This window comes from Paenibacillus sp. FSL R5-0887, from assembly GCF_038002305.1.
In the GTDB taxonomy this organism is placed as follows: Bacteria; Bacillota; Bacilli; order Paenibacillales; family Paenibacillaceae; genus Paenibacillus_AQ; species Paenibacillus_AQ odorifer.
Map to the genome: position 1 here is coordinate 3,558,210 of NZ_JBBOCE010000001.1, position 22,024 is coordinate 3,580,233.

General features: G+C 43.6%; 16 protein-coding genes. 2 read left to right on the forward strand and 14 right to left on the reverse strand.

Annotated elements, in window-relative coordinates; all coding sequences use genetic code 11:
- Window positions 1–185 precede the first annotated feature (185 nt).
- The gene (locus tag MKY14_RS15820) at window positions 186–1,013 is read left to right on the forward strand and encodes a TerC family protein (protein WP_036679597.1); all 828 of its coding nucleotides are present in this window, start codon (window positions 186–188) and stop codon (window positions 1,011–1,013) included.
- 77 nt (window positions 1,014–1,090) lie between these two features.
- On the opposite strand, the gene MKY14_RS15825 is transcribed toward MKY14_RS15820, so the two are convergent.
- The 6 genes from MKY14_RS15825 to MKY14_RS15850 form a co-directional block, all read right to left on the reverse strand.
- Complete coding sequence (locus MKY14_RS15825; protein WP_340976825.1) at window positions 1,091–2,752, reverse strand: response regulator transcription factor; 1,662 nt, start codon at window positions 2,750–2,752, stop codon at window positions 1,091–1,093.
- Entirely contained in the window at window positions 2,730–4,493 is a 1,764-nt protein-coding gene (locus MKY14_RS15830) for a sensor histidine kinase (RefSeq protein WP_076129182.1), read from the reverse strand. The genes MKY14_RS15825 and MKY14_RS15830 overlap by 23 nt, the downstream gene beginning before the upstream one ends.
- Before the next feature lie 83 nt (window positions 4,494–4,576).
- Window positions 4,577–5,464, reverse strand: a complete 888-nt coding sequence (locus tag MKY14_RS15835; RefSeq protein WP_038573097.1) for a carbohydrate ABC transporter permease — start codon at window positions 5,462–5,464, stop codon at window positions 4,577–4,579.
- 19 nt (window positions 5,465–5,483) lie between these two features.
- The gene (locus tag MKY14_RS15840; protein WP_036679607.1) at window positions 5,484–6,389 is read right to left on the reverse strand and encodes an ABC transporter permease; all 906 of its coding nucleotides are present in this window, start codon (window positions 6,387–6,389) and stop codon (window positions 5,484–5,486) included.
- 183 nt (window positions 6,390–6,572) lie between these two features.
- On the reverse strand, window positions 6,573–8,225 hold the full coding sequence (locus tag MKY14_RS15845; RefSeq protein WP_076194604.1) for an extracellular solute-binding protein: 1,653 nt from the start codon (window positions 8,223–8,225) through the stop codon (window positions 6,573–6,575).
- 732 nt (window positions 8,226–8,957) lie between these two features.
- A complete protein-coding gene (locus tag MKY14_RS15850) occupies window positions 8,958–11,330 on the reverse strand; it encodes a YcdB/YcdC domain-containing protein (RefSeq protein WP_340976826.1) in 2,373 nt (790 codons plus the stop codon).
- 161 nt (window positions 11,331–11,491) lie between these two features.
- Here MKY14_RS15850 and MKY14_RS15855 point away from each other — a divergent pair, with 161 nt between their 5' ends.
- On the forward strand, window positions 11,492–12,439 hold the full coding sequence (locus MKY14_RS15855) for a serine hydrolase domain-containing protein (RefSeq protein ID WP_445669873.1): 948 nt from the start codon (window positions 11,492–11,494) through the stop codon (window positions 12,437–12,439).
- 148 nt (window positions 12,440–12,587) lie between these two features.
- On the opposite strand, the gene MKY14_RS15860 is transcribed toward MKY14_RS15855, so the two are convergent.
- From MKY14_RS15860 to MKY14_RS15895, 8 genes are all read right to left on the reverse strand, one after another.
- Window positions 12,588–13,364 (reverse strand): Cof-type HAD-IIB family hydrolase, encoded by a 777-nt coding sequence (locus MKY14_RS15860; RefSeq protein ID WP_076310370.1) that lies wholly within the window; start codon window positions 13,362–13,364, stop codon window positions 12,588–12,590.
- A gap of 131 nt (window positions 13,365–13,495) precedes the next feature.
- Window positions 13,496–14,584, reverse strand: a complete 1,089-nt coding sequence (locus MKY14_RS15865; RefSeq protein ID WP_340977058.1) for a low temperature requirement protein A — start codon at window positions 14,582–14,584, stop codon at window positions 13,496–13,498.
- Window positions 14,585–14,783: 199 nt separating this feature from the next.
- Window positions 14,784–15,776 (reverse strand): carbohydrate ABC transporter permease, encoded by a 993-nt coding sequence (locus MKY14_RS15870; RefSeq protein ID WP_051491074.1) that lies wholly within the window; start codon window positions 15,774–15,776, stop codon window positions 14,784–14,786.
- A 3-nt stretch (window positions 15,777–15,779) separates the two neighbouring features.
- Window positions 15,780–16,655, reverse strand: coding sequence for a carbohydrate ABC transporter permease (locus MKY14_RS15875; protein ID WP_081382489.1), 876 nt, complete (start codon window positions 16,653–16,655; stop codon window positions 15,780–15,782).
- Window positions 16,656–16,659: 4 nt separating this feature from the next.
- Window positions 16,660–19,032, reverse strand: coding sequence for a DUF5696 domain-containing protein (locus MKY14_RS15880; RefSeq protein ID WP_340976828.1), 2,373 nt, complete (start codon window positions 19,030–19,032; stop codon window positions 16,660–16,662).
- 18 nt (window positions 19,033–19,050) lie between these two features.
- Complete coding sequence (locus MKY14_RS15885) at window positions 19,051–19,665, reverse strand: YIP1 family protein (RefSeq protein WP_076129177.1); 615 nt, start codon at window positions 19,663–19,665, stop codon at window positions 19,051–19,053.
- A complete protein-coding gene (locus MKY14_RS15890; protein WP_139332089.1) occupies window positions 19,662–21,155 on the reverse strand; it encodes an NHL repeat-containing protein in 1,494 nt (497 codons plus the stop codon). Before MKY14_RS15890 ends, MKY14_RS15885 begins: the two co-directional genes overlap by 4 nt.
- A gap of 8 nt (window positions 21,156–21,163) precedes the next feature.
- Complete coding sequence (locus tag MKY14_RS15895; RefSeq protein ID WP_036679629.1) at window positions 21,164–22,024, reverse strand: carbohydrate ABC transporter permease; 861 nt, start codon at window positions 22,022–22,024, stop codon at window positions 21,164–21,166.

A 22,024-nucleotide genomic window follows, 5' to 3' on the forward strand; every position in this document is an offset into this window, starting at 1 on the left:
TATGAGGATATTCTCCGGCTTTATTGGCAATTCACATTGTTAGCGAGACCTTTACCAATCAGGTTAGACCTTTATTCCAAAGGCTAATCTGTTTGGTAAAGGTCTTTTTTATATAAATTTGGTTAAAATGGTAGGGTAGATATCTTTTGGTAGATATTTGCATTCAAAAAGGGAGGACAACAGTAATGGATTGGGGATTATTATTAGAGTACGGTTGGGTATTGCTTGTTCTGGTAGCACTAGAGGGACTACTCGCCGCAGATAACGCATTGGTATTGGCAATTATGGTTAAGCACCTTCCTGATGAGGAAAGAAAAAAAGCGCTGTTTTACGGATTAGCAGGAGCCTTCGTGTTCCGATTCGGTTCGCTATTTGTCATCTCCTATCTGGTCGATATCTGGCAAGTACAAGCCATCGGCGCGATTTATTTATTATTTATCGCGGGTAATCATATTTTCCGAAAACTGTTGTTTAAAAAGCCCGTCACAGATGAAGCTGCTGAAAGCGGCACTGACGGTGCGGTCAATAAAAAGAAATCCAGCTTTTGGTTTACTGTTCTGAAGGTAGAAGTTGCTGACATCGCCTTCGCGGTCGATTCCATCCTAGCCGCAGTTGCACTCGCGGTTGCGCTTCCTGCAAGTGGTCTTCCAAAAATCGGAGGCCTTGATGGTGGACAATTCCTCGTCATCTTTGCCGGTGGATTTATCGGTCTGGTCATTATGCGTTTCGCAGCTTCCTTCTTCGTTAAGCTGTTGCATTCCCGTCCAGGACTTGAAATTGCAGCCTTCTTTATCGTAGGTTGGGTGGGTGTTAAGCTGTCAGTCATTACATTGGCGCACCCTTCACTTGGTGTTCTGTCCGAAGATTTCGCTCATAGTACCTGGTGGAAAGCCACCTTCTACGTTGTGCTCGTACTCATCGCTGTAATCGGCTGGTTTATGAGTAGCCACAAGGTTGAAGAGAATGTTGGCGAGAATCCGGTTCGAGAAGTAGACAAACAACTCGGTAAATAATCGTTAAAATACAGCCACAAACCATACCCCGAAAGATGCACCTTCTGAACAGGTGTCCGTCTTTCGGGGTATGCTATTTATCCTCGTTTTTGCTCTCGATATTCCTGCGGCGTACAGCCAACGGTTTTTTTGAAGAATCGAAAAAAATAGTGCTGATCACTAAACCCGAGCTGGCCGGAGATCTCGTGCATTTTTAGAGCAGTTCCAAGCAGCAGCTCCTTACTCAGCTCCACTTTTTTCTCCAGAATATAATCAGAAATCCCCTTCCCTGTCGTTCTTTTATACCAGCGTGACAGATAGGACGGATTAAGTGAGACTTCCTGCGCAATCCGGGTTAAGGACAAATCATCGGCCAGATGGGATTTAATATATTGGTGGATCATGGACAGGATATTCGATTCATCATGTTTATAGGTAGCGCTTCTGTTCGAGATAATCCATTCAAAAAACGTGTGATAAAAAGAGATGACATCCGACCAGTGTGTATTGATATTAAAATATAACATGCGTGATAAATTCATACCGCTATGTGCTTTTTCCGTTAAACCTAATTCTTGTAAAGTCTGCAGCAGGGTGTTGCTGATCCCAGACATTAATCTTAATCTCAAAAAAGGATCCTCCGGCCCACCTTCCCCCGAGAGCTCCACCCATTTGCGAAAAGATGTGCCCCAATCGAGATCACCTTCAAGCAGCCGTTGTTTTAAATAGTCGAGCAGTAGTTCCGCTGTTGCATTTCGATTATGCATAGAACCTGGACTTGGGCTCACTTCCTTGGTATTTATCCTCAGCAGCTTTTCCATCCCAAGTCCGGGGCTATCAAAAATGGCTAATCGTAAACGGTTCAAGGTATAGTTCAGCTCATGCCAATGCACTTCCTGATCACTGGCGATGATAGACACAGATAGTTGCAGACATTTGCCACAGGCTTGCTGAACGGATTCCATTGTTCCGTGGACGAAGCGGAGCGTTTTTAACCAGAGCTCTTCTTCCTTGATTGAGGATACACTTTCACTTTTAGCCTGAACAAAACAAGCTATCGTCCCCGGATCCAGATCCACAGCCTTAACTTCAACCTTGTCGCTGAGCAGCTCCTCCGCAATATTGGCGACCGCATAACGAATTAAGCTCCGGTCTGAAGCCGTTTCATAATTTCGCCAAGCCTCCATTCGCAGAATAATAGGCAGGACGGGTCCATCCGCGTTGAACGGGAGCTGAATGGCGTCGAATTCAACCTGCAAGCTCTGCCGGTCTATCCGTTCGGTGCGTCTTAGAATATCGTGTAATAATTGCTGCTGTAACTGGGGCAGCGCGCGCGGGAGCTTGTCGCGAAGCCACTGGCTTTTATAGAAATAATCCTCTTCTGAAGATATTTTCTCCAAAGTCAGCTCCACAGCGGCACGAATTTTATCCATCCCCTCTGTCTTCAATAAATAGTCAACTACACATGGATTTCGGATCGCCTGATGGGCAAAATCGAATTCATTATGTCCTGTCAGCAGAATTACTTTACAACGTGGCCAGCGGTCGACAATTTCCTGAATTAACGCCATCCCATCCATACCTGGCATACAGATGTCACTAAGCACAATATCTATTTTTACGGTATTAAGCCAGTCTATGGCATGATCCGCTGAATGAACCTTTATGATCTCCAAATCTTTAAAATCTGCCTTTACAAAAAATTCGTACAGCCCATCCAAAATATTAGGCTCATCATCAACTATCATCATTCGTTGCATCCTGCACGTCCCCTTTAAGCGGTAAATTGACTCTTACACAAAGTCCGCCCAAACTGCTTCTCTCTGCCTGCAAGCCATAAGGGGAACCAAATTTGATCCTCAATCTCTGATTTACATTTAATAAACCCGTGATCTCCCCCTGAATGGCATTCTGCTCGGAGAACTGGCGCTGCAAGAGATTTAACTTGTCCTCACTAAGTGAGTCACCGTTATCTTCTATTATAATAGTCAGCGTATGCTCAACTTTTTCATAACTCATTTTTAATAGGCCATTGCTGCTTTTTTGCTTAAGCCCATGCTCGAATACATTTTCAATGATGGGCTGCAGGAGAACCCGTGGGACTTTGATGTCCCGGCAATCCGCTGCAATCTCATCCACTTCAGCTCTAATTCTCGCGCCAAAACGAATCCGCTGTATAGCCAGATAGACCAAAGCATGCTCCTGCTCTTGCTGCAAAGTAACCTCCTGGGCGGAATCCCGGGTCATGTACCGAAAATATTGCCCTAAATAATCAGAGAACTCCTTGATCAGCTCTACATTTTCCACCTCAGCCATCTGTTTTATGCTAAATAGACTGTTGTAGAGAAAATGAGGCGTGATCTGCGATTGTAGATGTTTAAGCTCCGCTTCCCCTGTCCGGATACGCTGCACGTAGTTCTCATCGATCAGTGTATTTAAATGCTTCAGCATCTCATTGAAACGAGAATATAGATACCCAAACTCATCCCTGCGGGAGTGAGTAATAAAGATCCCCGTCTGCCCCTGCTCCGCTTTCTTAAACCCCCTGATAAGAATAGACATCGGGCGATGAATCATCCTGTACGTCCATAAAGAGAACAAGATAATGATCACTATCGAGACAACGAACAACAGCCACAGCAGCAATGAGTAGACTTGAATCGGCTTCATGAGCACCGTATTGGGAATATTTGCGGTCAGCCTAAAGTTATTGCTGTGATCGTAGAGCGAATAGTAAAAAGAATTATCAAAACGATACCGCTGCACACTTACAGTCTCTTCACTATTTAGTGGTTTCTCTATGGGGAACAACCTGGGCTTCTGGTCAGAAGTTGATATCACATAATCGTTATTGCCGAAGGCTAACGTAATATCGCTCCCCCCTGATACCGCAAATTCTTTCAAACGCAACTCAAGCTCAGGTGAGGAAAGCTTCACTCCCAGCAAAAAATTAGGTGAAAGATTGCGATCCAGGTTATAAGGATTACTACGCAGTAAATATAAGTCATCTTCGTATTTAGATAAAGCACCCTTCAGATTGCCCATAGTGGCCAGCAGACTTTGCCATTCCTCGTTGGTGACATCCCTAACCCCCACCGCAGCGCTAACCCGCTTATTAATTTCCGGTACATAATACACAACATCACTAATATAAGGACTGGTTTCTTTGATTTGTTTTAGCTTGGTGTATATATTGTTCAGATTAGAATCCACTTCGTACCGGCTCATAATTGGAATACGGGTACTGAAAGTAGCCAGAGTTTCATCCTGAGAGTACTCCGTGACTAAGCCCGTTATCCGTTGCAGCTCAAATTCAAGATGGCTGTAGTAAAAATGAACCTTTGATTCGTTCGCCCTCTCCACTTCAGCTTGCATTTGGTTGGAGCTATAGTAGGTAATAGATATACTCAGCGCGCAGAGTGGAAGCATGACCAATAGGAAAGCTCCGATCAGCTTGATCACAATGGAATCGGGGTTCCACCCGATGGAGAATGATTTCATTGGAATTTTCTCCCTCTTCTATCGAATAATAATAAAGAAGGAGCCATGTTCAGGCTCCTTCTTATTTTTAGGTCCAGTCCAGTTTAACCCTTTACACTACCCACGACTAGTCCATGCACAAAATATCTTTGCAGGAACGGATAAATCGCCAGGATCGGAATGATAGACAAGAAGATCTGGGAGGCTTGCGTTGTACGGTCTGAGATTTGATTTAATAACGCAGCTTGTTCAAAAGTAATATTTTCAGTCTGGATCGATACCTGCTGAAGTATGGATTGTAAATAGGTGGCCAGCGGATAATGTTCCGGGCTTCTCATATAAATCATACCATCGAACCATGCATTCCAGTGACCCACCAAAGCGAACAACGTAATGGTCGCAATACTTGGCATAGATACCGGCAGATACACACTCCATAACGTGCGTAAGTGTCCCGCGCCATCCATCCATGCGGCTTCCTCCAATTCTTTTGGCAAACCTCTGAAGAAATTGAGCATGAGCAGAACATTAAAGATCGGCACCGCGCCCGGTATAACAAGCGACCAGATGCTATCCAGCAGCCCCATTTCTTTTACAATTAAATAGCCAGGAATCAGACCCCCGCTGAAGAGCATCGTGAACACAAAAATCCAGGCATACACGGTCCGTGAGCGGAAGGACTTTGCCTCTTTAGACAGCGGATAAGCTACTAGAATCGTAAACAACAAGTTAACGGATACCCCAAGCACTACCCGGAGCAGACTAGTTCCGAAGGAGTGAATGAACTGGTTGTTCTGAAGGATATATTTATAGGAAGAAAGAGTGAAATCCACAGGCCAGAAGGTTACGCTACCCGCGTTAACAGCTGCGCTGGAGCTGAAAGAGATCGCCAGAATATTCACGATTGGAAAAAGACAAAGCACCGCGAGCAAAGTCAGAAATACATAATTGCAGCGGAGAAACCAACGATAAGCAGTTGAAGTATGGTGCATTTAGTCCACTCCTTTCTATCTAAAAAATCCGATATTTAGCAAAACGATACGCCAGATAATAACCCAGCCCGATAAATACGAAGGAAACTACCGATTTTATCAATCCTAGTGCGGTCGATACAGAGTACTGAGCATCCTGTAGACCAATTCGGTAAATCATCGTGTCCAAAATATCGCCTGATTCATACACTAGCGGGTTGTAGAGGTTGAACACTTGGTCAAATCCCCCATTCAGGACGTTGCCAAGGCTGAGTGTAAGCATCAGGATCATAATCGGGCGAATACCCGGAAGCGTAATATGCCAGGTCTGCTTCCATCTTCCGGCACCATCGATTACAGCAGCTTCATAAAGAGAGGAGTCAATGCTGGTTAAAGCCGCCAAATAAATAATCGTCCCGAATCCAAACTCCTTCCATTGATCTGTGATCACTAGTACGTATGGGAACCAGCTATTGTCCGCTAGAAATTGAATAGGCTGCATGCCTAGTGCTTTTAAAAGCATGTTGACAATCCCGCTGCTCGGAGACAGTACATCTACGATAATCCCGCCCAAGATAACCCATGAGAAAAAGTGCGGCATATAAATAATCGTCTGAATCGAACGTTTGAAGCCGTTTACACGAACCTCATTAAGCAATAAAGCCGCTATAACTGGCACGGTCAGCCCAGCAATAATTTTCATGACGGAGATAAATACAGTATTCCATACGACCTGACCAAAACCGGGAAGCTCAAACAAATAACGAAAGTTTTCGAGCCCTGTCCAGTTCATATTCTTAAACCCTGAAATCGGGGAAAAATTCTGGAAGGCAATTACAAGGCCAGCCATCGGAATATAACTAAAAATAATGATTACTATTAAGGCAGGTAAAATCATTAAATGGAGCGGAATATTACGTAGAAATTGCTTAGTATTAAAGTGCATATGCTTTCTCCTCCTTGTATCTCAATTATAGAGCAGCCCCAAATTGCCTTAATAGTGTAGCGTATTGACTTTAAGTATCTTTTGTTGACCTGGTTATCGAACCGAATAGCTGTTCAGCCAAAAAAAGAACTGCCCGTTTGTCATTATCATGACTAGGGGCAGTCCTCTTCTGCGTCGTTTTTACTAGTTTGCTTTTACGATATCATTTACTTCTTTCGTTATTTGATCTCCACCGAGCTTTTTCCAGTTGGCTACGAATTTGTCGAATTCATCGATAGGAAGACTTCCGTAAATGATTTTGACAAAGGTCTCTGCACGCAGTTTATCCAAGGTAGCCGCTTTGCTGTTCATCGTTTTAGTTGGGGCATAAATGAACTCATTCATCAACACCAAGTCATTGTCGCGGTAGTGTTTGATAACCGATTGTGAGCTAAGCGGCCCAAAGATCCGTTCCATATGCCATTTATCAAGATCTCCACCGCGGTAGCTTTGAATATCATCATAGAATAATTTAGCTTCAAGGCCCATGTTTGAGGTATCTCCCGATTCAAGGGCTTTTTCCACTTCATCCTGTGCCTTTACATTTTTGTTCGGTGGGAGGTTGGATACAACCGCGTTTTGGAAGCCCAGACCTGTGTCCCCGTTCAAATATTTTGCCCGTTCCGTTTTAGCGGACTCCCCAAACATTTTCTCTGCTTGGAAGTTAAGCAGCTTGATCAATGCCTCCGGATGCTCGTAGCCCTTACGGACCGCGAATACGCCTCCAATCGTAAGATGGTTTTGAGTTTTGGCAGGTTGGTCATCAATAGATTGTACTGGATAAGGCACCCAGTTAACATTTTGATCCTTTTTAATCATGTCCTTTACTTGGAAAGGGGCCCATTGCGGCAAAAATAACATACCGGATTTACCAGCATTCACATCCTCCATCGCTTTGGCAAAGTCTTTTACCCCAAACTCTGGATCAATGACTCCTTCTTTATACAATCTTTGCAGCTCCGCAAGTCCAGCCTTTACCTCCGGTTGAATCGTACCATTCACAACCTCGCCATCGGCGTTTTTGATCCAAGTTTCCAGGTAAGCATGGTACCCGAGTAGAAACGCATTGATTGGCAAGTCCTTGTTCAACGAAATGCCGTAAGTATCCTGTTTGCCATTTCCGTCTGGATCTTTAAATGTAAAGTCTTCTGCAATCTTAATAATATCCTGCATGGATGTTGGCTCTGCCAAATTCAGCTTGTCCATCCAGTCTTTTCGAATCCATATCATATCAGAGGAATCCAGCGAACCCGGGAAGCTTACCATCGCCATCAGTTTTCCATCTTTCGTAACCGGCTTAAGCCCTGCTCCGTCCTCTTCAGCGTAATATTCTTTGACAAGATCCGAAGCATATTTATCAAATACCCCGGTCAAATCCTCCAACATGCCAGCTTCATAAAGCTGCTCGAATTGCACCGTGGACACCTTTAACAAATCAGGTAAATCCCCGCTCGCCAAGGTAACATTCATTTTATCGTTATAGTTAGCATCAGCCACAATCCAGTCATAGGACACTTTAATCCCAAGCTCTTCCTCGTATCCTCTGGTCCAGATGTTATTGGAATGTGTATCGCCCTGCGCCAACGTCTCTTTGCCTGTTTCGTTCATCGTGGAGCGAAGTTTGATCGGCGGATCATATTTGGTTAAAGGGCCGCCTTCCATTTCCGTTTGCGCACTAGTGTTTCCCTCTGCGGTACTACTACTGTTTCCACTATTATTGCTGGAGCAACCACTGAAAACTAATGATAAAACAATGGCCGATGCCATTAAAGGCAAGCCTTTAATCTTTCTTTTCATCTATTGAACCTCCCTTATTTTCTATATCCTAATTGTAAGAAGAAAGCGTTAACACAGCGAGTGTGAACCGTTTACATTCGGTATCTTTTCTTTACCTATTCATGTTCGCCTAACAAAGCTCCGCTTTAGGGTCACTCTGATTATCATAATACTGTGAGTTTGTAAGTGTCTATGTATTGGTAATTAATTACACAAAAAAGAGGCTGATCCTTATGCTATCCCATAAGAATTTTAGCCATCAAGATTACCTATATAGTGAGCCGGCGGTTGCATAGTGTAGGCGGAATGGACTGAGGATTGCGTTGAGGATTACGCTGAGGAATGGACTGAGGATAAATTAAGCGTTGAATTACGCATTGAATTACGCGGTATTACGCGTTTAATTGTATTTAGTACACTTATAATGCATCAAATCACTCGGCCAAAGGATATAAGTGTATTTCGTACACTTATATCCTTACTTTTCTCGCCGATAGGTGGATTCTCCAGTTTTTAGTTGCAGAGAATGCAATTAAAGATACAATTCACCTTTCGCATAAGAAATAGCTGTATAGAATGCAGTTATTTTGCGGATTCCAGCAAAAATCGGCGCACAAAAAATGCTAAGAGAATACTGGAAACTGCATTTGCCAGATAGAGATGCTTTAGTCAATCCGTCGCGCTGCAAACTAAAAAACCAGGCAGCGATTCTCCAATCGTCGGAGAATCGCTGCCTGGCTGTCTTTTTAACACTTATTGACCAATGATCTGATCAGTCTTTCCTTGCAGCTCAACTAGCTTCATGATCACCGAAGCCGCCAGCGCTTTTGTTACATTCTGCTGCGGATTAAACTTGCCGTTGTCATCCTTTAAGAGTCCCAATTTCACAACAAGAGCCACGGCCCCCTTATTGTTTATAGCTGAGCTATCACTAAACTGACTTACAGTCACATCTTTATCAAGATAAGCTGTGAGTTTATTGTATTTCAAGAAATTAGCCAGATGAACAGCAAGCTGTTCCCGGGTTAACTTACTCTCTACTTGCAGGCTTTCATCCTTACTGATCCATTTACGATCTGCTGCAAAAATAACTGCATCATAATATGAATTCTCTGGCTTCACGCCTGCCACAGTTTTTCGTTCATTATTATTATAATAATTGGTGAAATTCGGACTAGAAGCTTTGGCAAGATAGGATAACCAATCACCGACAGTTATTTCTTGATCCGGGTTCACTTTGCCATCGGCATCCGGTGTAATCACATGGTGGTTTACCAATTCTGATAATTCCCGCTCTGCTGCATGACCTTTGATATCCGTTGCAGATAGTTGAGCATCCTGCTGACCGAGGTAATCATACACCGCAACCCATTTTCCAGTGGCTGCATCCAAAACCTGATTCAATCCGTTAGATTCATCAAAGGTTGTATCATATACCAGCTTCACCTTCGGTGCGACATAGTTACTATAAGTATTGTATCCACCAACCTGAGTATATTTCAGCTTAGTCTGATATTTAGGCTTATAACTTTCGAGCGCTTCTTTCTTGGAAATTGTTGCATCAGGCGATAATGTGATTCCATCGATACCGCTTATCCGATTCCCCATGTAAGAAGTCAGTCTGCCGTAAAGATCCAAACTTACCGTAATGGTGCTGTCACTCACAGGAATTCCTTGATGATATCTAATAAACTGGTATCCATATCCTGATCCGTCTGAAGTCAAACTCGAATTATCCCCGTATTCTACCAGCTTTAGCTTCTGGCTCGCCTGAGGATATAGACTATTAATTATACTAAGCGCTTTCACCTTCGCTTCAGCCTCACTAAGCTTCTTACCTCCAGCAGGTGCCGGCTCTTCCTTCTTCTTATCCTGAATAGCACCATAAGCTTGAACCTGGTACTGCAATACTTCACCGGTCTTTGCATCGATCTCAGCAGAGGATTGTTCTGGAAAGCCAGCACCAATGTAACGATCATTTCCATTACTGCCCCAGTATAGCTGCCAGATTTTTCGATCTGAATCCTGATAGTCATTTCTCAAGGTTTGCGAGATCAATTTACGATCTGCCGGGATATAAGCAACCTTCTCTACAAGCTGTGCTGCTTCTTTTGCAGAAAGCTCTGTACTAGAACTTCTTGCCTGAAAAACATCCTTGCTCTTCGCTACTTCTGAATACACGACTGAGGTGGATACGGATTCTTTTCCTTCATAATCTATCCGCTTGCCCGTTAATGCATCGATAGGATATAGAGACTGATCTATTGGACGCCAGCCTAGGATCCAGTTGTTAGGTTTTCCGTTCTTATAAATAGGAATGTAAAATAGGCCCACATCAAACTGTTCCGCAAATTGCTTCTGTGCTTGCTCCAAGGTAATCTTGGGCTGTGCAGACGGGTACTCAAGCCCTTGAGAAGACTTAGAGAATTGCGTTACAGTTCCGTTACCATCCACAACTATGTTAATGCTGTCCGATCCAGAAGGAATACCATTTTTCAGAATACTGAAGTTATATCCATATTGAACAGGACCGAATAATGATTCCGAAAAATAACTATAACCAACATTCTCATTTAATTGCAGCTCACTGCTCTTAACCGATGAGGCTGCCTTAGCCACAAAAGTCTTGGCGATCTCCAATGCCTGAGTCTGCGATACTTTCGGTGGATAATAGGATTCGTTCTTCTCCTGGGAGAATGAGAGATAGGTGTTGATGATATCACCATTAATGGCGTCTACCTCACTGCTAAAACCATATCCTATATTCCCTTCTTGAACCTGCCACTGAATATGCCAGATCATTTGATTTGCTGGAGCTGGGTAGCTTTGGTTAGATCCCAGTTGAACATTGTTTACAGTTGCATCTTTTAGAGATGGGAATAGTTCTTTTAACTTTGCAATGGCTTGCTCCTGCGTGAATTTCACTTTTGCAGGATCAGCCTCAGATTTCGTAGTCGTAGCTGGAGCCGCTGATTGCGTACTAACCTGCGTTACGGAAGTGTTGCTGCTAACAGATATAGAATCGGCTGCGGCTAAGCCAGGGGGTAAGAGTAACGCGAGTGCAACGGAAGTGATTAATACCGTTTTAGCTGTTTGATGAACAAAAAGAGTACTATTGCTTTTCAAAAGAATTCATCCTCCTCTAACACGTGATTCATATTATTATACAGATATTTTCTTGTATTTTCCATAATTATTTAACGACAGGAAATTACGACATTTTTGTGATGTGAGCTATAATGGTAAACAGTTGCAGCTATAATTCATCTAGAAAGGGGGTCACCGACATTACTGACTGGAACCTTCAGCCGCTTATTGACGGTATTACTAACCTAGACATTCGCAGTTGTCTAATCGTTCAAAATGGAGAACCCATACTGGAGCATTACCGCGATCCACAAATCGCTGAAGAGCTTGGCAAAATCAACTCGTGCACCAAAAGCGTACTCTCCGCCTTAGTTTGCATAGCCATAGATAAACAAATGATTCCACCTCCAGACACACCTATTTCTTTATTTTTTCCTTCATTAAAAGAAGATCGTGACCCACGTAAAAGTGAGATCACTATCGAACACTTATTAACGATGACCGGAGGCTTTAACTGGACAGAGTTTGGTGGGCAGAATTCTTTTCCGGCCATGACTAAAACCGCAGACTGGATAAAATTTGTGCTTGCACAGCCATTAGCTCATACACCAGGAACCGTGATGACTTATAACTCAGGCTCCTCTCAGCTCTTGTCCGCAATCCTGCGTGATTGTGCTGGACAGGCGGTTGCAGAATTTGCCGAAGACCAGCTGTTTCAACCACTTGGCATTCAAAGCTATCACTGGGAGAGCGATCCGCAAGGCATACATACCGGTGGGTTCGGACTTCATCTGAAGCCGGAGGATATGCTGAAATTCGGCTTACTTTATTTGCAAGAGGGACGCTGGAAGGATCAGCAGATCCTTTTTCCAGATACAATTCAGCAATCTACTCGCCCTTACGTTGAAGCCAATCATCCGCAAAAAGGATTCTACGGCTGGCATTGGTGGGTATCCCAATTCAATGCAGGTTCAGAGCAACAGCCGAACGAGATCCCTTATTATTTTGCACTCGGCTTTAAAGGGCAGCATATCATTGTAGTTCCTGCTTACGAGCTGGTTGCCGTTATCACCGCGGATAAGTACAAAAAAGGCTCTCCTGCAAATGTTTTCGGCCGATTTATTGTGCCGGCTCTTCTAGGGCAGTAAGAACCAGAAATCACATGCAGTTCTATGTGTGGATACCCCACAATCCATAAAGCAGCCGCAGCCATAGACTGATAAAGTCTTGGGCTGTCGCTGTTAGTTTTGTACAAATGATCGCTATTAATTTTTCTTCAACTCGTTTGCTGCAAGCTTAAATGACACCAAATTTCTTTAATGCGTAGGCTATCCCGCCTTCACTTGCTTTTTTTGTAACAAAATCGGCTTTTTGTTTTAACTGTTCCGCACCGTTTCCCATCGCAATGCCCAATCCCACATACTCCAACATGTCGATATCATTCCCACCGTCACCAAACGCGATAGCCTCTGACTTGCAAATATTCAGATAATCCAGCACCTGTTTAATCGCCGTTGATTTAGAAACTTTTGTTTCTTCAAGCACATTCATAACGTATCCGTGAAAACGTTCGAACCATAATTCAGGAAATCTATCTTGGAATTTTTGCGCTTCATTTTCGTCCGCATACAAGCATATACAGTAAACCTCCTCTGGCAGAGCGCTCATTTTTTCGGGATATTGTGTAAGACTCAAAGTCTCCTTTAATGCCTTCATAACGCGCTCATCCTCGGAACCCATTCCGTTCATGGTTAAAAGTTCGGTGAAAAAGGACATGCCATGTCCGTTCAACTCAGCAAAAGCCGAGAGTTCCCGCACGGTTTCTGTTGAAAGCGTTGATTTATAGATAACGTTATCCTTACATTTGACAAGCGCACCGTTAGCAGAAATAAAGGTATCAATGCCCATAGACTTGAACTCTTCACATAAGTTATGTGGTCTCCCTGTTGCAACTACGACTTTAATTCCTTTCTCTATCAACTTCTCAATTGCTTCTATCGTGCTAAGTGGGATACTTCTATCAATTTCACTCACTAGAGTACCGTCCACATCAAAAAATACAATCTTATACATATTATGAAATAAGCCTCCCCGTTCGATCGTAACTAGATAGATTATATTTCATGGGATCTAAAACAAGAAGGAAGCCGATCACACGGATCAGCTTCCTTCTTGTTTTCTTATTCAGCTTCGGCACAACAAGCTTACGTCGTTAATTTTGCATATACCACAAAAAATAACATCATTTCACCAATGATCAGGTAATTAGGTATAAGGAACAACAAATCTACTGCGAAAAAAACACCAAGTAAACCTAATAATAACGTCAAATGGAATATCCCTAACCGTTGCTGTATACGTCTATATTTATGGAAGACCAGTGAGGTAGAGAAGAAGTAGAGCAGGACCGATCCAAAAATAAAACACACCATAAATGTATAATTTAATTGATCTAAAAATAGCAGTTGGATCGAAGCTGCAATCATACTCAAGGATACATAAATAAATAAATGCCCGTAAATTATGGTTTGCCCGGCAGTCTCTATAGTCTTATCCACTTTCTTTTCAACATTATCAAAATATTGCCACCACATAGCTATAATTAATAGAAAAGTTAATAATGCAAATACAATAGATTGCCACGTCCAGTGACTAGACTGTAAAACCGCAAGGATACTGACCACTGATTCCCCAAGCAGAATAAGCGTAAACAACGAAAAGCGTTCCAATAAATGATGAGTATTGATCGGACTTTTCACCAAGTATTTCCGGCCTACTAATGGAAGCAGAATGTCTACAGTAATTCCCGCATACAAAACTACATAACGCATCCAAGAGTCAAAGAAAAGTGATAAAGAAGAGATCACTAATCCAATCCAAAATCTGCTTCCCAAATACCGGGCAGTGCCCTTTCTATCAGCCGCTTCATTCTTATTTATCGTAAGATATTGAATGGCTGTCATAGCTCTTAAACCAACATAACCTATTAAGAATGGCATATAATATTGATCAAAGTTAACCGATAAGCTCGCCGTCATTATTAATACAAAAAATAATTGTAGAATCAAGAATATCCGATGTGAAAAGATATCTTGCCCAAACCGATTCACAAAAAGCGATTGCCCTACCCAAGCCCACCAGATCGGAATAAATATTAAGATAAATTTGGATAAGTATTCAAGTGGAATTGTACCCGCCTCTACATGCAATAGGACATGGCTCGCTTTTGAAACTGCTGCTACAAAAAGCAGATCATAAAATAGCTCCAGCCAAGTAACTTTCTTCTCAGCAATGGATACTGTACTGTGCTCAAATCCCGATGTGCGTTTATTCATCGTCTGACTCCCTTGGTTTGGATGTGTATTTCTAATACAGTTTATCGGATACTTATCCATCTTAACCGAATTGATATACTAATTTGAAGACCCTTTACCTAAAAATAAAACCAGCAAGCCTCCACACAGGGAGCTTGCTGGTTTTTAGTAAATAAAGTTATTCCCCGGCAATACCGGAGCGTTCCACACTTTCTACAAAATGACGCTGTACGAACAAATACAGAATCAGAATTGGCAGAATGGTTAGAATACACGCCGCCATAACCTGATTCAGTCCAGTTGGGGCCATCCCAATAGAACCCGAAGTCATTTGCGACATCGTCTCCGCTGCCTGATTATTGGAACCATAAAACATCGCTAATCGCTGCGACAGATTATAGAAATCCGGTGTTGTTAAATACGTATTCGGTTCAAAGCTGTCATTCCAGTGCCATACCACAGAGAACAAGAATACGATCAGCATTGCCGGCTTGGCGATAGGAAACATGATTTTCCAGTACGTTCTGAATGCGCCTGCACCGTCGATACGTGCTGCTTCCTCCAACACTTTAGGCATTCCGCGATAGAACTGAATAAAGATCAGTACGAATAATGCCCCCTTCAACCCGTGCCCAAACATAGAAGGAACCACAAACGGCAAATGTGTATTAATCCACCCCAAGTCACTAAAGAACAAATACAGTGGCACAACAATCGTCTGCGGTGGAACTAGAAAAGTAAACAGCAGCAGAACGAAACACACTGCGTAGCCTGGAAAACGGTATCTGGCAAAACCATAACCGATTAAGGAACAGCTTAAGATTTGCAGAACCGCACTCCCGAAGGAAATAATCGCACTATTTGCGAACCCGGCCCAGAATTTAAGCGAATCCCATGCCAGAAAATAGTTGCCAAAACTTATCTTTTTCGGAAGCCATTGCACTGTGGCATCGGCCACGTCTGTTACTTGCATCATGGATTTGGATACCATGTATAACAAGGGATATAGGAATACGAATGTTAAGCTGAGAATAACCAAGTAATAAAAAGCGATATTCAGCACCTGAAGCGAACGTTTCACGACCCTGTCCAGCTTGCCGCTTGCTTTTAGACGAGTTGTCAGATGTTCCATGTTCGTTGTCCGAACCTGCTTTACGGATTCCTTCAACATCTTCTACTTCCTCCCTTCGGTGGCACCGAGCGACTTGCTGAATAACAGGAAGACCAAACCCAGAACCAAGAAAATAAACACAAAATAAATCCAGCCCATCGCTGAGCCATATCCAAAATCATTATTCTTAAAGACGACATTCAAAATATGACTCATGATTTGATTATCTGCCTTCGTGAATGAGCTGACGATACTAAACAACGTGTTTACGAGCATCATCGGCATAATCATCGGGAAGGTGATTTTCCAAAAACTCTCCCACGCGGTTGCTCCATCACATTTGGCCGCTTCATACAGTGAAACAGAAATCGTCTGTAACCCCGCTAGAAAAATCAGAATTTGCACGCCAGAATCCCACATCACCAGCGTTAAAGATTCTGCATATTTCAGCAATGACTTCAAAATGTCGCCGGGGATAAAGTTATGGAGCTTATCATATAAATCCTGATTATAAAAAATTGGTAAATTTGCGGCACCCTGATCCATCAATTTGCCCAGAATCGCCCCTGAAGCAATGATGACCGGCAAAAAGAACACGCCACGAAAAAAGGTTTTTCCTACGAGTCCGCGATTTAGCAGAATCGCACAAAAGAGCGAAAAGATAAGAATTAACGGAACCTGAGTCACCGTCGACACCATCGTCGATTTCAGCAGAGGCAAGAAATTAACATCTGTAGTAAAAGCGGCGCGATAATGCTCCATCCCAACAAAAGTGGCCAGTAAACCGCCTTTGCTCACTTGGAGATCCTGAAAGGAATAATACAAGGAACGGCCCAGCGGAACAGCCATAAACACCAGAAATCCGACCAGCCACAGGCCGATGAAGGAATATCCTTCAACGAAATAACGCGCTCGCATCGATAGCTTTGATTTTTTCACTTCATCATCCTCCTGTTACCGCATAGCTGAATGCCTCGACGGTCTGACCAGACACGTCAACGGACTGCTCATTATAGTTGACTATAATGCTCACACCGTTTGCATAAGTCGTCCGAAAGACCTTACTTTGCAGCTGCTCATGATTCGTCATTTGCTGGTTGCTAATGCTGTCATAGACCTCTTTCAATGCGAGATAATTCTGCACAGAAGGTGCCAGCCAGTTCTCAAGACTAGAGCTGAACAGCCGGTCTGCCATGGTTCTCTGAAGATCGCTAGTCGGAGCATAGGTTAATTCATAACTTGGAAGGGCTCCATATTCCAGCGCCCGTAAGGTTTGGTTACGGGAATCATCGTACAGATTAACCGGGCTTGCTGTATAAGGCACTAAGCCGTGTAACACTAGTTGATAAAAAGGAATCGCCCGATCTGTATAGACAAATTGACTGGAGTCGAGCGGCACCTGATCAATCCGGTTCACATGTCCTAATGTATAGGCAAAACCATAATCTACTGCCGTGTTAAGCTCACCCTTACGGAAGTTATCCAATGCATTAACATAAGTATCTTCTGTAAGCTGGCGGTCCGTATTGGATTTATTATCCTCATCGGAGTATAGCAAGCTTCCAAAGTGTTCAAACTGCACACCCTTCACACCCAGATCCTGAAACTTGCTTAACTCAGCATTACTGCGTTTTGCGATAACACTAGGTTTCATTAAATAAAAATAGTCATCCGTATTCCACCGGGTAGAGAGATAATAGACGTACTGCTTCAAGACTTCACGATTAATACCGCGCACAGCATCTCTGCTTGCCTTCACGCCGTTGCTATCTTGGAAAGGTTTCACGTAGTTAGCTTTCAAATAAAGATTTACGCCCTTGCCTGCGGCATATTCCTGAAGCTCTTTTAGTCCCTTATTGCCTCCCAGCTTCTTCTCAACAGGGAATTGTTCTGGCTGGTTTCCGTATAAACCATTTTTGGACCATCCCTCGATCGTAATCTCTAGCTGAGTAACACCCTCTGCCTGATATTGATCAATCATGTCCTTGATTTGTTTAAACGTAGCTGCTTCTATAAAAGTTGAACCGATGACTTCATCACGTGAAATCCCACCGAGCACTTGAAGATACAATGGCGTGTTCTCAAGAACTACTTCCTTGACCTTTTTCTCCTCCATTAAGTAATTACGGTATTCCTTCGCCATCCCAACGTAGTTGGCTTCCTCACCTTGGAGCAGAACATAACGTACGTTACGATCGGTTTTGATCATCTCACCCTGATAATAAGGAATTTGGCCGGAATTGCCGACAAAAATAACATCATCCTTGCGCAGGGTAAATTCACTTGATGCTCTATAAAGCGAAATAGCGCGAATGCCTGATGGAACACCGTTGATTTTAGCGTCGGTATCTCCCTTAGTAACAATTGCTAAATATCCTGTGTCTCCCTGATAGATCCCAAACACTGGCAAGGCGATAGCTTTTTTAAGAGGTGCCGCCTTTTGCCAAGAGTTATCCGTAATTTCATGATTTTGTTTCACGAAGGTTTCGTCCCCGCCGTAAATGTATTCAGAATAACCTTTCAAATAAGCGGGATGATCTTTCCGAAACTCCAGCAATGCCCCTGAACCATCTGGAAGCATCATTGCCCCCTCTGCATCTTCTCTAGCCGCATGAAAAAATGGCAGCACCTCCAGACTCGTGAATTTCGCATTCCCCTCTTCCTTCAAATACTCCTGTGGAATGGAAGCCTCAAATCCATTAGCAGTCAGTCTGTACTCCAGAGCAAAAGAAAGCTTCAGGCTAATAAAAGCAAACTCCGCGCGGACGACATCTTGCTCAATCGTTACGGTAACCGTGGAGTCTTCATCTTTAAGTGGGTAGACCTGTGTAATGTCAGCCCCCTGTGTGTATCTGGCATAAATCGGCGCGGTCGTATATTTCTTAATATTTGGCATGGCTGTTCGCTCCAGCTGTGGAGATCCAAGCCACTCCTTGTTTGTGATTTTATCTGTGATGCGAAGATTTCCCGATTTCTCATCTACATATAAAATATAGCGTTCGTTCTCCAGTGCTTTTGTTCCAGGCGTGACCGGCTGCAGCTCAACCTTCTGAACAAGTGCTGCTACAGCTGTTGGAGCCTGCTCTTCTGCCGGAGCCGTGGTCTCCTTTTCTTGCACAGCAGTGGCCTGCCCTTCAGCTGGTTCAGTCACCACCGATGTTTGCTCTTGCCCAACCTCTTTGCTTTCTTCAGTCTGAACAGACTGCGTAGCGGTGGACGGATCGGCGGAACTGTGTAGGGGTTGAACATTTATCACTGCGAACAGCATCATCACAACAATACAGAGAATGCCCCGCACTTTAACTTTTTTTCTCATCGTGTTACCTTTCCCTCCTTACGCGCGCAATCTCAATTCTTTGAGCAGATCGACAATAAATGAAACAAATTGATTGGAAATACCAAATAGCAAAATGCCTACAAACCAGATAATGGCGATCCCTATTACACTGATTATGGTGATAAAAATAACCTTGCGAATCTCAAAATCATGCAGGATCTTCACCTTCATTAAAATCAACCAAGCCACCCAAAGAATCACAAACTTGTGCAGCAGATTGAAGGTTGAAGCCTCATCCAGCGAAAGGACCAACGTTAGCAGTGTGACTGGGATGATAAAGAGCATGTATGGAACAAGCGCAAAGGCACTGCCCACAAAAATCTCTTTAAATTTCCCCTCACCATCCATAATCGTACTGACACCCCAGTTCGAGACACACCAGGTCAACCAAGGAACGATAAGCCAAATAAACTCATGAAACATAGAGATTTCATGCGGCTCTCTAGTTTGAAAAGCATACCCTGTAATCAGAATCGAGATCATTCGTGCCACAAAGGTCAGTAGAACGATGGCAATCCCCTGTATCCAGCGGATACGCTGCTTTCCTTGAATATCGTTATAGAACTGATAAGGATGAACTACAACCTGATGAATCATTCGCAAAGTGTTCATCCAATCTCCCCCTTTGCCGGTTCCAAAACTGCCTTGTTTCCTCTATACAGCCAGGCATGGAATCTCCGGTATAATCTCGGCGCACTCCAGAACAGTACTAAGAACAGTCCAATTCCGCCGGCAAAGAAATAAGTAAAGTGCTCCCGGATATACAATTTACGATATTCGCGGAAAGCGGATGAATAGTCAGCTTTGGAATTTGAAAGCTTGAAATAGCTCATAGATTCCTTATATTGCTCTGCTTTATAAAGCGCTTTGCCGATAGCCTGATAAGCCATATCATAATTGGCGTTTAATCGCAGCACCTCTTGCCATAAGGATTGCGCTTCGTCATAGCTGCCATCTACATATAGCAAAGATGCCTGATGAACCAAATCCGCAAACGGCGTGGTCCGGAAGCGATCGATTCTGCCCCGTCCTTTATCCACTACATAGATCAGACCATCAGCGGTTTGATCTACGGCGGAAGGAGTCACGAAGAGTCCATTCTGATCCCCGATCCCGCCGAAGCTGAATAACAAATTCCCCAGCTTGTCATATTGGAAGACTTTACTGGACTGCAAATCCAGCGCGGTTATAAACCCGTTCTTATCAATACTGATGCCCATAAAAGAAGCCATACTGAATGGACCCTCGGAGTAATAATCACCGTACCAGTGTTTACCAATGTTCAGCGTATCTACGCCTACCGGAGATAACCGTTTGATCTGGTTATACTCTTCGCCCAGGGTCGTGCTGTAGATAAATCCTTCTTCATCCAGATCCACGTTGGAGAACTCAGAAGGTTTAACGGTCGCCAGCTGGTTCTGCTGCTCTTTGGTGGCCACCAGCTTAATTAAGAGTCGTGTCCAGGAGAAGCCTACATGGTTCGCTCCATAGAACCCCTTGAACTTACCGCCCGAGTCAATTTGCAGCAACCCCTGCGTGTTACCATCGCTCACCACATACATATAATCACGCTTATCTACAACTAATTTAGAAGGAGAATAAGAGAAATTAGCACCCAGTAATGGGCTATCCGGTTTTAGAAACTCTTTTACAAACTTGCCATTTTTATCAAAAATAGCAATACGCGCGTTTTTTGTATCTGCTACATATACCGTTCCATCCTCTTTCACGAATACACCCTTCGGCTCCTGCAGCTTGCCGCTGCCTTCCGTATCACCGATCAAATTTAGCAGACGACCGTCCTTATCCATATGAACAATCCGGCTATTGCCCGTGTCTACTACGTAGAGTGAATCGTCATCACTAATAAAGAGAGATTCCGGATTTTTGAAGGACCCCGTATCTGTTCCTGTTGGATCGATAGAAGAATCGTAGAGATAACCATTAATCGAGCGGACCTCATTGCCGGACTGATTCCACGTATACCCCTCATATGGGGCTTCGCCAGCTAGCGCCTGCCCTGGAAGCAGCAGCACTGGCAGTGTCAGCGTCACCAGTAGCCCTGTTAGCAGCATTTTTTTCATATTACGTCCTATCATCATGACTCCCCCTATTCCTTCAGCCCCGAATGGGCCATTGTCTGAAGCACCATCCGCTGCGTTAATATAAAGACAAGAATAGTCGGGAGAATCATCAAGAAGCTTGCTGCTGCCAAAGTGCCTACCCTAGCAACGACTCCGGCTCCACCACTGATGGTTTGGATGGCAAGCGGCAATGTCTTCATTTCCTGAACAGTCGTATAGACCATTGAAGGATACGGATCATTCCAAGCAGAAATAAAGCTAAATAAAGCAAAAGTCGAAATCGCCGGCTTAAGCATTGGCATCACAACCACCCAGAATACCTTCCATTCTGAAGCCCCGTCTATGCGGGCCGCCTCTAATAAAGCATCTGGAAGCTGCCGCAGGAACTGGGTCATAAGAAACATTCCCATCGGTGCAGCCAGATAAGGTAAGATCATTGCAAAATACGAATTCATTAATCCGCTGCGGCTAATCAGCAGATATTGCGGAATTTGCAATACTAGGGGTGAGAACATCAGCGCCGCCACAATCATACTAAAGATAGCGCTTTTAAATGGCATATTGTGCTTGGCAAGCGGATAAGCCGCCATTGCTGAAATTAAGACACCCCCGACCACAATCCCCGATGTAACGACCACGCTATTGAAAATAAACCGAGAGAACGGCACCGCCGAAGTTCCGGTAATTAACAGCAAATCACGAAAGTTCACCAACGTCGGATTCACTACGAAAAACCGCGGTGGGAACAGGAATAGTTCGCTTGTTGGTTTTAAAGCAGTCACTGCCATATAGACAAGTGGCAGCAGCATAATTAGGCCAAACACCGTTAAGAACAGATATAAAAAGATGCCGCCATAGTCAATACGCCGTAAGTTTATTTTGTGCAT